This is a genomic window from Bacillus sp. LQ01 (genome assembly GCF_057624735.1).
Genome location: NZ_JBYEZL010000001.1, coordinates 1,673,487 through 1,686,728, shown reverse-complemented (window position 1 = coordinate 1,686,728; position 13,242 = coordinate 1,673,487). Strand labels below are relative to the sequence as shown.

10 protein-coding genes and 1 pseudogene are annotated in these 13,242 nt (G+C 31.1%); 3 read left to right on the top strand and 8 right to left on the bottom strand.

Translation table 11 applies throughout. The annotated features are described in order from the left end of the window. Nucleotides 1–29 precede the first annotated feature (29 nt). Both AC22L0_RS08690 and AC22L0_RS08685 read right to left on the bottom strand, forming a co-directional pair. On the bottom strand, nucleotides 30–833 hold the full coding sequence (locus tag AC22L0_RS08690; RefSeq protein ID WP_087965955.1) for a class C sortase: 804 nt from the start codon (nucleotides 831–833) through the stop codon (nucleotides 30–32). An 87-nt stretch (nucleotides 834–920) separates the two neighbouring features. Next, nucleotides 921–2,582: an LPXTG cell wall anchor domain-containing protein gene (locus AC22L0_RS08685; protein WP_087965950.1), complete on the bottom strand. Its 1,662-nt coding sequence runs from the start codon at nucleotides 2,580–2,582 to the stop codon at nucleotides 921–923. A gap of 593 nt (nucleotides 2,583–3,175) precedes the next feature. On the opposite strand from AC22L0_RS08685, the gene AC22L0_RS08680 reads away from it, so the two are divergent. Further along, nucleotides 3,176–4,402 (top strand): AraC family transcriptional regulator, encoded by a 1,227-nt coding sequence (locus AC22L0_RS08680; protein ID WP_000162836.1) that lies wholly within the window; start codon nucleotides 3,176–3,178, stop codon nucleotides 4,400–4,402. A 332-nt stretch (nucleotides 4,403–4,734) separates the two neighbouring features. Here AC22L0_RS08680 and AC22L0_RS08675 read toward each other — a convergent pair whose 3' ends face one another. The 6 genes and pseudogenes from AC22L0_RS08675 to yqeK all read right to left on the bottom strand — a co-directional run bounded on the left by AC22L0_RS08675 (nucleotide 4,735) and on the right by yqeK (nucleotide 11,181). After that, nucleotides 4,735–7,416 carry a M4 family metallopeptidase gene (locus AC22L0_RS08675; protein WP_487272197.1) on the bottom strand — a complete coding sequence of 894 codons (2,682 nt, stop codon included), beginning with the start codon at nucleotides 7,414–7,416 and terminating at the stop codon, nucleotides 4,735–4,737. Between the two features lie 175 nt (nucleotides 7,417–7,591). Further along, entirely contained in the window at nucleotides 7,592–7,966 is a 375-nt protein-coding gene (locus tag AC22L0_RS08670) for a hypothetical protein (protein ID WP_001059023.1), read from the bottom strand. 192 nt (nucleotides 7,967–8,158) lie between these two features. Next, entirely contained in the window at nucleotides 8,159–9,007 is an 849-nt protein-coding gene (locus tag AC22L0_RS08665; protein ID WP_000617062.1) for a GNAT family N-acetyltransferase, read from the bottom strand. 143 nt (nucleotides 9,008–9,150) lie between these two features. Next, nucleotides 9,151–9,888, bottom strand: coding sequence for a phosphorylase family protein (locus AC22L0_RS08660; protein WP_487272196.1), 738 nt, complete (start codon nucleotides 9,886–9,888; stop codon nucleotides 9,151–9,153). A gap of 23 nt (nucleotides 9,889–9,911) precedes the next feature. Further along, nucleotides 9,912–10,559, bottom strand: a pseudogene (locus AC22L0_RS08655) (DUF3885 domain-containing protein). A gap of 13 nt (nucleotides 10,560–10,572) precedes the next feature. After that, on the bottom strand, nucleotides 10,573–11,181 hold the full coding sequence (gene yqeK, locus AC22L0_RS08650) for a bis(5'-nucleosyl)-tetraphosphatase (symmetrical) YqeK (protein ID WP_000882444.1): 609 nt from the start codon (nucleotides 11,179–11,181) through the stop codon (nucleotides 10,573–10,575). A 192-nt stretch (nucleotides 11,182–11,373) separates the two neighbouring features. Here yqeK and AC22L0_RS08645 point away from each other — a divergent pair, with 192 nt between their 5' ends. Both AC22L0_RS08645 and AC22L0_RS08640 read left to right on the top strand, forming a co-directional pair. Then, nucleotides 11,374–12,069 carry a response regulator transcription factor gene (locus AC22L0_RS08645; RefSeq protein WP_001038807.1) on the top strand — a complete coding sequence of 232 codons (696 nt, stop codon included), beginning with the start codon at nucleotides 11,374–11,376 and terminating at the stop codon, nucleotides 12,067–12,069. Beyond that, on the top strand, nucleotides 12,059–13,216 hold the full coding sequence (locus AC22L0_RS08640) for a sensor histidine kinase (RefSeq protein WP_001243309.1): 1,158 nt from the start codon (nucleotides 12,059–12,061) through the stop codon (nucleotides 13,214–13,216). Before AC22L0_RS08645 ends, AC22L0_RS08640 begins: the two co-directional genes overlap by 11 nt. Nucleotides 13,217–13,242: the final 26 nt, after the last annotated feature.

Below are 13,242 nucleotides of genomic sequence, written 5' to 3'. Positions count from 1 at the left end.
ACTTCCCATTAATGCAGGATAAATACATTCTATCGAGTTAACTTTTTCTTATAAATTACGACTAGAAGCACACATAACAATAGGATTGGAACTATTACAGTCCACTTATTAAATATAAATATCTCTGTACTCACTTTTTGTTTTTCTTTCTCGTTTAACTCCACGCGCTCACCTCGAACTAGCAATCTATTGGTGTTTACTCCATAAGGCGTACACGTAATTAAAGTTGTATAATCTTTATTTTCTACAATTTGTAGATCGTCCGTTTCATGTGGTAACACTACTTTAATTTGATCTACTTTATAAGCAAGAACTTTGTCTAAAGAATGAATATAAAAAAGATCTCCTTTGCTCAACTTATCTAAATCTGTAAATAATTTTGCTGATGGTAAACCACGATGCCCTGTTAAAATAGTATGCGTACTTTCTCCACCTACCGGGAGCGAAGAAAAATCTAAATGACCTATCCCGCGACCCAATACTTCCTCAGAGGTCCCTTGATAGATTGGCAGTTTTATATTAATTTTCGATATTTCAATATACCCCATTACATCTCCTAAATTTAACACATCAGCATACGCTTGATGATTACTTTTTTTTTCAGAAAATGGATCTGTAAATGTTTTCGCAGAAGTTTGAACTTGTTTATTATATTCGGCTGCTTCTTTTTCCCTACGTTCGACTTCTTTCTTTTGTAATGCTTTAATCTTCTTATCGTAAGAGCTAATCTCAGAATAATGTGCACGAGTCGCCAACCAATTACTAATAGTAGGATATAAAAAAATACCTAATCCAAATAAAAAAATACCCCCCAAAACAAGATTTCGTTTCATATTTCCACCTCTGTATATGCTTAAATATCGAAAAGAGGGAAGCATTTTGCTTCTCCCCTTTTCCCATAGTTACATGTTCCTAAAATCTTAATTTCTAGCAAACTTTTTTCTAAAGAAAACAAATGCCGCTGTAAGCATTAACGTAAGGCCTATTACAGTAAAAAGAGTCGTTCCTATGCCACCCGTTACCGGAAGAATCCATCCACTTTTATTATTTTCAATCGTCAATTTAACCGTTTGATTATTTTCACTAATCTTTACATCAATGGGGTCTTTTAATAATTGATAAGATGCTTTTGTACCATCTTCTTTTGTATATGTTGGTGCTTTCGTTTCAAAAATTTGATAGTCTCCATATGGAATGTTAGACCATTTAATAACACCATTTTCATCTGATACACCTGTTACTTCTTTTCCTGCTACGACAACTATTTTTCCATTATTATCTTTAAGTACAAACTCTGCACCTTTTAATTTATTCTTATTAGCACTATCAATTTTTGTTAACTCAATTATTCCAGTTGTCGGAATAACAACTACAGGTTTAGATTCCTTTTCTCCAATTACATCATTTTTATTTGTAAAATGTATTTTTGCTGTATTTAAAATTTCCGAACCAGATGGTACTCCTTCTTTTACTTGGGATTTAATTTGCAAATGAAATTCTTTTTTACCATCTAATTTTGTGAAATCTTTTACTGTAGCTGTTACTTTTTGACCTTCTATAGCTACCTCAACAACGTTTGCATTTACTTCTGCTCCATCAATTTTCACGATTGGCTTTCCTTGAATCACTAAACGATTATCCAAAGTATCTGTTACCACATATTTTTTGTATTCCTTAATGTCTTCTGGAATTAATGTTTTAATATCATAATTATAATTAGTTAACGGATTTATCGGTAACGCTTCCAATTTTCCGTTAATTTTTTTATCAATTGTTGGTTCTTCATTGTTTTTCACTTCTATTTTAACTACTGTACTAGAAGTAATAGTTCCATCTTCATTAATTGTTCCGGAGTTCTTAACAAAAAACTCACGTTTAGTTGGATCTATTACGTAGCCTTTCGGAGCTTTTGTTTCTTGGAAATAGTATTCACCATACTCCAATCCTTGTACGCGAATATGACCATTAGCATCTGTTACTAACTCTTTTTTCACTTCTGTACCATCTTTTTTAAATAAAGAGAATACTGCACCTGCTAATGCTTTTTCATTTACACCAGTTTTTACTAAATCCACTGCACCACGTTTAATCTCATTTTTGGGATACATGTGAACATCATAGTTTAGCACCTTACCCTCTTTATTCGTTAATGGGATATCCACTGTATACGTATTGGGGTTTAGATTAACATGTGGAGGTCCTGCCACTTCTTTCACCTCATAACGTCCTAGCGGAAGATCTTTTAATACAGCTTGTCCGTTATCATCTGTTACTACTTGATTTGGAGTGGCTCCCATTACAGGTTTCACGTCTTCTTTTACGATTTTCCCATCGTTTGAAATTTTTTCAAAAGAAGCAACCCTTTTCACTTCAAACGTTACACCTTTTAATGGTTTCACATCTTTTGGCACCTCTTGATTTGCAGAACCATTACCTTCTAGTCCCTGCGCTCCATCTTTTTCTTGTTCATACTTATGGATCGTTAAAGTACCTTTAGATGGTGAGTCTGCCTTTACTAATACACTAGACCATGTAGAAAATGTTAAGAATAACACTAAAAGCACACTAAATATTTTTTTCATTTCTCTTATCCCCTTTACCACTTCTATCATTTTAAAAATTTCTTTATTACTATTACCTTCTTAAAAGCAATAGTGTGCCAAGTATTAGATTTAAACAAATAACATAAAACATAGCCGTCCAACAATCCATTGTTTACAATCACTTATTCACTTTTCTTATCTTCTATTATTACGTTGTCTCTCCACATGATATATGTAATTTTCTCCCCTAAATTACACGTATATCCCTATTTCAAGAATCATTACATTTGTTACATAATAGCTTTCACTGCTAATTTCGACTAATCACTTACTGTCAATCCATTCATTTCTCCCTTCCTATCCCTATTTAAAATCCAATCTTAATCCTTTTTTGATACATATAAGTAATAACCAACAAATAAGTGTGACGATTCATATTTTACGCTACTGTCCAAAACTATTACCTGTATATTCAAATAATATGTGCTATCCATGTTAAATTATGGTATTATTCTTAGAAGTTTATAACTTTTATTTATATTTTTTTATTAATAAAAGTTTTCCGTTTCTACTTATGAAAAAAGGAATATATGTTTATTTAACTATTACGCATAACTGTAAGGAGGAAGAATATGACTAAAAAGCTCAGTCTAGTTGAGATAGAGTACATTTGCAATATGTTTTTTCAATCTTTCGAAATTCCAGTTTGTTTTTTAGATTGTAACAAAAATATTCTTTTAGAATTTAAATCCAAAAATGATTCACATTCGTTATATACATCAAAAATAGAACAGTTACATATGCTTTTTCAGAGAAATGATACATATAATTCCCCCATCTTCAGAACTCACGAATATCTAGGGCACTTTATTTTAATTCACATAAAGAGCGATTATATGGTGAACGGTACTGTTATTATTGGGCCCTTGACACATGTAAATTTTTCTACAAGTAAAGCGGATAGTAACCTTAATTTTATTCCAAATTATAAAAGAACAAGAGACCATTATTTTTCATTGTCAGTCAAAGATCAAAATTTCTTTGTAAATATAGCGATATTGTTCTATAACATTCTCTATAAAAAAAATTCAGATGTAAGCACCTTTTCAAATAACAGTGACTCACTTCATATAAGTCATAGCAGCATCTTAAACGAAGATGTATATATTTCAATGCAAAAAGAAGAATCCATTTATCATAATTTATATATAGAGCAGCAACTACTTAGTTCTATAGAAGACGGGGATAAAGAAACCGTACTCAAATATTATTACGAATTCCAACAAGAGACTCTTTCATCTTTATCTTCATTCCATCAATTAAGACGTCATAAAAACATTTGTATTTCATCCATCACGCTCGCTACTAGATATGCGATAAAAGGGGGACTTCCATCTGGGATTGCTTACAAAATTTATGATTTGCATATTCAAAGAACAGAAGATTTAAAAGACAAAGAATCTGTTTGGGATTTATTAAAAAATGCTTTTTGTACCTTTGCAGACCGTGTAAAGGCACAAAAAACGCAGCAATATTCACAGACTATTGCTATTTGTAAAAACTACATTTTTAAAAATATTTACAATCCAATATCTGTTAAACAACTTGCTAAATTTGCAAATGTGAATTCAGATTATTTATCTATATTATTTAAAAAAGAAGTCGGTATTTCATTAATTGAGTACATTCAACGTGAACGAATCGAAGAAGCAAAGAAATTATTAACTTTCACCACCTATCCTTTATCAGACATATGTGCTTCGCTTAATTTTAGCGATCAAAGTTATTTCACTAAAATTTTTAAAAAATTCACCAATGAAACACCTGGTAAATATCGAAAATCTCATGTTGTCATTTAGAGTGAAACTCCCATTAAAACAAAATGTTTTCAGTAACTCATCAATGGCAGATTAGAAGCACTCCCAGATTCATGAACTATAGGATTTATGCTTTTTCCAAACCAAAAAACACGTTACTATTCTTTTATTTTAATGAGAATAGTAACGTGTTTTTTATGTAATGTAGTTTTGTAGACAGAACATGATCCAACTACAAATTTTTATAGAAGCCAAATGCACCGCTTAACTACTAAAATCTTATTAAGTAAAAAATCCATATTTTGTTTTACTTACTTTCTACTTTATTTCTTTTGAATAATGAACTCTTTTCTTCAAACGAATAATCCCTACTATTATTTTTGTATCTTTCTAAATTTGCGAACAAAAGTGAGTACTGTGCCTGTAATAATCATCAATATGCCGATTGCTGCACTGTTAGTTGTACTTACACCCGTCCTTGGAAGCTCCTTATATGTATATTCTTTTTTATCGCTATTACTGTTGTTAGAGATATTACTCTTATTTGCCTTATTAGCAAGGCCATTAGCTTTGCTAGTTTCCTTATCTTTCACTAATACTTTTTGTATTGTATTTACGTCATTACCCATGGAATCTTTGACACTATATATTATTTCATAAGTACCAGCTTTAGTTGTATCTATAGTTCCTTCATACGCTATTTTAGAAGTAAGGTCACCGTCCTCTTTATCAGTAGCTGATACCCCTACCAACGGATCAAATTGATCACCCTCAGTAATTGAAGTTGTAGCAGGTACTTTTAGTATTGGTTTTTCATTTGTAACTTCTTCTCTAACTTTAACCGTTACAGTTTGTTTCGCCGTTACTTCATGACCTTTAGAATCTGTAACCGTGTACGTTAATACGTAAGTACCGACTTTAGATGTATCTACTCCACCAGCAATTTTTACTTTAGAAGTAAGATCGCCGTCTTCTTTATCAATAGCTTTTACTTTTATCATTGGATCGAATGAATCTCCTACATGAATTGTCGCTCCAACAGGCACTGTTAATTTAGGTTCTAAATCTAATATTTCTCCATTTCCCTCTACAATTACAGTCTGTGTAGCCGTTGTAGTTCTCCCTTGGGAATCAACGACCAAGTATTCCACAATGTATGTACCTGGTTTTGAAGTATCTACATCGCCTTTATGCTTTACTTTATTTGTTAAATCACCAGCTTCTTTATCAACAGCTTTTACATTTCTCATTGGATCAAACGTATCACCTACACGTAGTGTAATCGTAAACGGCACAGTTAACTCTGGAGCTTGGTTTTCTGCTGTTTTTTCGTTTTCTTTCACTGTTCCGGTAATTTTTGCAGCATCAAAAGCATTTTGGACTGCTTGAACTTCAATTGAGCTCGTTCCATATTTATTAGTTGCCACTTTAAGGCATGCCAATTTCAATTCAGAGAAATTAGAAGTCATGTTTAATTCATCAGTATTTGCATAATAGAAAATATCAAACATTTTATCTTCACCAATACCATTTACATTTACACCGTTATGAGTACCACCTTGTGCAATTAAATACGCAACTTTATTAATAATACTTGAGTTAAAATGAACGCCTCCATAATCCTCTCCATTTAAATCATTATATTTACTATAATCATCGGGATACGGTAGTCCTTCTGAAAAATTAATTGCAGTTGGATTTTTCATATTACGAAAAGTCGATCCAGTTTGCTCTCCTATTGTCCAGTTAAATTCCCCATTATTTATGTATTTCTCTATAGCCGTTCCCATAATATCCGATAATGCCTCGTTAATTGCCCCAGATTCTCCTGAGAATTCAAGGTTAGATTCACTTGATGTAACTGCGTGTGTAAATTCATGACCGGCTATATCGAACGCTTTTACCATAGGATCTCCATATAAAAGCATACTGATGTTATTAATATTAGTACTAAATGCATTCTCCCAATTTTCAGGATCATTTGTTCCTCCAGAATCCCATGCATGTACAACTGAAACTACTTTTTTTCCTTTATTATCAAAACTATTACGATTATATTTTTCTTTATAAAAATCATATACCTTTGTTGCTAAGAAATGAGCGCTTACCGCCTTTGGATCATTAAATGTTGTTGAAGCGCTAGTTGCTAGTATGCCAGGATAATAACTTTCTTCATTTGTAATATCTCTATAATTTACATCATATGTCTCAATTCCTTGCCCTCTTGTGTAATCAGCAAGCGCATAATTCCCACTAGTCTGTTTAGAAATACCAAATGTACGAGTTACGCCTAAATCATCTTTTCCTGTTCCAGTTAATGATGTGAAATTGCTAGTTTTATTTTCCTTAACGGATTCAACATACTCTTCACTTATTTTCAAACTTGATTCTTGTACCATATCTTTTAATATATCGCCATTATGAGCATTCACTAAATAAGTTCCAGATACATAATTTGGTGTTGTAGCAGCAAATGTAACTTGATATGCATTGCTAGCCTGCCCATGATTTTTATCAACAAAAATAACCGCCTTAACTTCTGGTTCAGAAATAAATTTAATGTCATTTCCGTACTTTTTATAAATATATTGTTTCGCTTCTTCTTTTGATAAATTAATAGGTTTCTTTAAATCTTCTTGTGTTAAATTTTGTGCGCTAGCTCCTGAAATGCTTTTAATAATACCTTTTTTATCTACGTGAGCAGTTAACTGGTGGCTATACACTTCTTTTCCTTCATATATTTGTTGCATGCGTACAAGTGTAGTTCCATCATAAGAACCACGTTTTTGAAGAACCTTGTAATCTACTCCTGTTTCTGCACTAACTTGTTTTGGAGACAAAGCATGCTCCGTATTTTCCTTAAGTGCATCTTTCACTACATTCTCTGGCGCCTTTTTTGATGGTTGTGTAAGATCACCTGTACGGAACGAATCCTCTTGAATTTCAACTTGCATTTGACCAGGTTCCTCTGCATGACCTACTCCATATGGTGTTACACTTGTTAAAACAAATCCTGTTGTTAATGCAACTATAGCTATTTCTTTTTTATTTCCCATGGTATTTACCTCGTATAAATTTCTATTATTTATATGAAACTGCTAAAATGTATACAATCTATTCCTAACATAAAAAGATGACTTTTGTAATCTACAAAAGCCACCTCTTCAATATATAATATCCCTAAAATGTTTTTAATACATAATTTCTATACAAAAAAGAAAAAAGCATTCGTTAACGAGCATTTTGCAATACTTTTATTAGGTCATTTATATTTTCAACTTTCTGCTGAAACTGATCAAATCTGTTATGTAGCGATGAAGGATTTTTATCTTCAGTTGAAATAACTTGTTTTAATTCATTTTCTAATTTATCATACATATCAAAAAAATTATCAAATTCTACACTTACAAGCTCTTCATTTTCGCGATAGAATCTTTTTGCTTCTATATAAGTCATATATGATTTATTTAAAAATCCTAATGAAATTAAATATTTAGAAGTGTTTTCTTGATAAATAGCAATATCACATGCTATTTTAATATCAGAATAAGTCTTTTGAACGAGACAATGCAATTCAAAAATCTTAAACTTTAATCCATTATTCATTTTCATCCCCTCCCATCGTATCTATTCTACATAAAATTAGAATATTATACAAAGAAAATTATTAGCAAGAAATTGACAATTAAAAAAATAACTTAAGGATAAACAAAATCCCTCTCATTATAAATTATAATTGCGGAGCATTTACCAACATAACAGCAAAATAAAAAACGAAAAGAATAAATCTTTCCGCTCTTAGAGTAATAAATACATTTCATATTGCGCTAAAGAATTCTTTTCAAATCCACATTTCTTAAAAAAACCCTCTAATAAATTATTGTTAGGAAACCCAATTGATAAACTTGATAAATTTAATTCTTCTCTTGCTACTTGTAATAATTTCATCCCAACACCAATATTTCTATAACCTTTGTCTACGAAAATAAAACTAATTTTACCTTGTTCAGTTACGCATAGAGAGCCTTTTAAGTCATTATCAACATATGCACCATAAAATACATTATTTGTTTTTTTGATATAATCAATATCATTTTGCCAATTTATATGGAAGTTTAACCATTTCTGAATTTCATCTTTAAAAGTTGGAAATTCTAATTGTTTTACTTCAATATCCTTACAAACTTTATTCTTTATTTTAGTCAAATCATTTAAATTATAATAAGAAAGATCGTACACTTTTTCATAGCCCAACTTATTATAAAAATGAATCGCTCGGTCGTTTCCTACAATGACTTCGAGAAAAAGTTGCTTACATCCATGTTGAATCGCCTCTTCTTTATGCAGTTCAAATAATTTTTGACTCACACCAATACCGCGGTAATTAGGATGAACCGCTAATGTTCCGCAGCGCATAGTCTTTATACTTTCATAATCCTTTATGCCACCTAGTATTACGCCAACAGATTTGCCTTCTTCTAAAGCAAGAAAAGAATGTTCTAGCAAATTACCTTCTGGTCCCAAAAAACGTTGTATAAAATCCTCTTTTGAAACCTCCATCTTAATAATGTAATCTGAAAATCCATCTTTAAAAGCTTCATATACTAAATCAATATTTACTTCACTACACCTTTTATATTGAATCATATAAAATTGCCCTCCAACTGCTTATATTAAACTCAACGTGTACCCATATAATATATTCCATCTATTATAAATTTCAGCTCTTAATTTGAAATGAGCGGACATTTCCCTACATATAACTCACTATTGATTTGTTTTATAACAAACTATCTATTATTTACTACATTAACCTCATAAACACGTAAAAAAGCAATTAAATGCTCACATGCTCTTTCACATGCTAGCATTTTAAAGATTTTTTGTTCTTCTTTCGTTTTATCATTTTCTTGATCTGAAGCAGCTTTTAAACAGAGAAATGGTTTTTTATTTATTTGGCATACATAGGCGAAAGCTGCTACTTCTTGATCAACTGCCAATGCTCCATATACGGTATGGAGTAAATATCTCATTTCTGAACTACGAATACGTTGATCTCCTGATAAAAATGTACCGAAATGTATCGGATCATACGATCGTATTTTTTTTATTCTTCTTACAAGTGATTTTGTTGTTTCAATAGGTGCTGTTCTACCGTTATATAAATTAAAAACATCTTCTCCTGAACCAGCAGCAGTAACATCATGTTGTATTGCGTTTAGTGCGACTACAATATGACCGTTTTTCACCTTGTTTGATAAACTTCCGCATATTCCTGTCATAAACAACTCATCTGGCTGAAACTCACTAATTAACAATTGTACACAACTAGCGCAGCTTACTTTACCGACACCAGTAACAACTGATATAATTTCCAGCTCATTAATAGTATGAAAATGAAATTCCCAAGCTGCTCTTTTTTCAACACGTTCACTTGGATAATGTTGATGCAAATACGTCAGTTCTGGTTCCCATGCAGAGACAATTGCAATACGTTTCATTACACGCTTCACTTCCCCTATTGTCATTTAAATGAGTTATCTATACTTTCTCATTCATAATCTAGAATCCATTCTTTATATTTCTTATATAAATCTCGTATTATTTCTTTATTCTTCCCAATTACTTCACTTCCTCTATTATCATACATAAACATGACAATATCTTTCGTTGCATTTATGAGAAATACATTTGGATAAGAAATTTCTTTTTTTCGTCCAAATCGAGGATACAGAGCAGAGAAATCCTCATAATTAGCAGCTTGTATAAGCAATTTATACTTAATATCTTCCGCAAGACATTTTAAAGAAAATTGATATGTACAATATAAATCTGCTTCTTCATCTTCAAATAGAAACGGTAACGTTTCTTGTCTTATATGAAATCTTAAATCTCTTTTCTTAATATATTTATTGTATACATTTATTTTCTGTGGAGTTTTTATATTTTCCTTTTTAAATCTATAAACATTTGTCACTACAAACACTACATCTTCTTTTGAAAATATGTCTTCAAATAAGAATTTATTATATGTATATAGTTGAGAAAAGTATTCCATATTTAAATCGTCGGTTCCTTCTACAATTTGATATTTATCTTTTCCAAAATCAAAATGTAAATGATTTTCCCACTAAGAATATAAGTAGGGTACTAATGTAACTCCTGGAAATGTTTGATTCACATATTCTTTTAATTGCATTTCCTTGTCCTTTCTACTGTACAATTCCTTTTAAATCCCAGTATGCTTGTTCTAGCCATGGATGTATAACTTTCAATGTATCTTTCCTTTCCCACAAATATGAAATATATACAAAAGCTGCTTTTTCCAAAGATTTTTCCAATCCTTTTTTTATTTCTATTAAATATGGTGGTGTCCCTTTTTGATCCCATTCTATTTTATCTGCAACAAATAATACTAAATCCATCTTCGTTGCATGTTTACGCAACGTTGTGTGGCAACAAATTGCATTTAAAATCTCTTCATCTTCTACTTTAAATATTTCTTTTGCGATTACTCTCGATAGTTTTTGATGAATGATCATAGGAAACTTTCTTTCTGCTTCCACTATTTCTACACCAAATTCTTCAGCAACTGCAATCCGCTCCTCGTTCGGAAAAATGCCACTAATATCATGTAAATATCCTGCAATTGCTGCTTTTTCTTTATCTACGTGAAACTTTTCTGCAATCTTTTTTGCCTCATTTGCCACACGAATTGAATGTTTATATGTAAACTCTTTATTATATTTTAGTAGAAAAGCTTTAATATCATTTTCTATTTTTCCAGTTGGAGTAAATGAATATATATCATTACATAACATAGAAAATCCCCCTTATAACTAACTTTCATTATAATGTAGAATCTAAATATCCTCGTTATTTTATATTCGTTATTAATCTTTTTACTCCTTTTTAATACGTTACATGAAATTTTATACAGAATCATCGCTACAAGTACATAAATGTTTGATATTATAGTAATGTTGATGATTTGTAAGGAAAGGAACTACACAATGAATAAAAACATATTAATTATTGATGATGATAAAGAAATTGTTGAATTACTTGCTGTTTATTTGCGAAATGAAGGCTATAACATTTATAAAGCTTATGATGGTGATGAAGCATTGCAAAAGGTTTCTACATATGAAGTTGACCTTATGATTTTGGATATTATGATGCCAAAGCGAAACGGTTTAGAAGTTTGTCAGGAAGTGCGTGAAAATAATACTGTACCAATTCTAATGCTTAGTGCAAAAGCAGAAGATATGGATAAAATATTAGGTCTTATGACAGGTGCCGATGATTATATGATCAAGCCATTCAATCCATTAGAATTAGTAGCAAGAGTGAAAGCTTTATTACGAAGATCATCTTTCCAAAACGCTACTTCGCAAAAGAATGAAGATGGTATTATTCGTATTCGCTCTGTTGAAATACACAAACATAATCATACTGTTAAAGTAAATGGAGAGTATATTAAACTAACCTCTATTGAATTCGATATTTTATATTTGCTTGCAAGTAATACAGGAAGAGTATTTAGTTCAGAAGAAATTTTTGAACGCGTTTGGAATGAAGATGGTTACGGTTCAAATAAGACTGTAATGGTCCATATTAGCAACTTACGGGATAAACTTGAAACAGTAATAAATGGAGAAAAATTTATTCACACTGTTTGGGGAGTTGGCTATAAAATTGAGAAATGAAGCATTTGATATATTAAAAGATATCCCTAAATGGAAACTTATTTTTTGGCTCTTATTGGCTATCACACTCACGCCTATTACTGAATTAATTATTTATCGCCTCGTTACGAGTGTAATTGAGAGTTCACTTACTCTAACTGAACTCGGTAAAGAATTCATTCGAATTTTTGGTTATGAAAAGTATAAAGGGATTAAAGAATCGTTATGGATGATGATTGTATCTTATTTGTTTTTATTTTCTATTTTTTCATCCTATCTTTACATTTTTTATCGTCACGAGAAAAAACTTTACTATGAAACTTGTATTAAAAAAATGATAGAAGAAATTCGTTATATTGCAAATGGAAACTTCAATCATAAAGTTTCTATTGTAAATCATAATTATCTAGAAGAATTAGCAATCGGGGTCAATGAAATTGTTGAACAATTAAAAGTCTCCATTGATGAAGAAAGACAAGCGGAACAAGCAAAAAGTGAACTTATTACAAATGTATCACATGACTTACGCACTCCCCTTACTTCTATAGTTGGATACGTAAATTTAATCCATCATGATAATTATAGAGATGAAGTAGAATTGCGATACTATATTCAAGTCATTTACGATAAAGTAACTCGTCTTAATGCATTAATGAATGACTTGTTCGAATATACACGTGTTCAAAATAAAGAGTTAAGCTTGTATTCTGTCCCTATTGACATAGTAGAGTTACTTGGGCAATTAACTGTTCAATTCCGTATACAATTTCAAGAAGCAAATATAGAATGTCGACCTTCTTTCCCATCTCAAAAGCTCATGGTATTAGCTGATGGTGAAAAATTAGTGCGTGTGTTTGAAAATCTTATTATAAACGCTATCGCTTATGGAAGCGAAGGTCGCTATATTGACCTTACTGCTTATGAAAGCAATAATATGATTACAATTGATATAACAAATTACGGGCAACCTATTCCTAGTACGGATTTACCTCATATTTTTGAACGTTTTTATCGCGTTGAGAAATCTCGCTCTACAAACACTGGTGGATCTGGACTTGGATTAGCTATTGCAAAAAGTATAGTCGAATTGCATAAAGGAACAATTGAAGTATATAGTGATGATGAAAAAACAACATTCACTGTAAAACTACTCCCATACAAATGTTAATATTATAAATAAAAAGTTCAATTTCT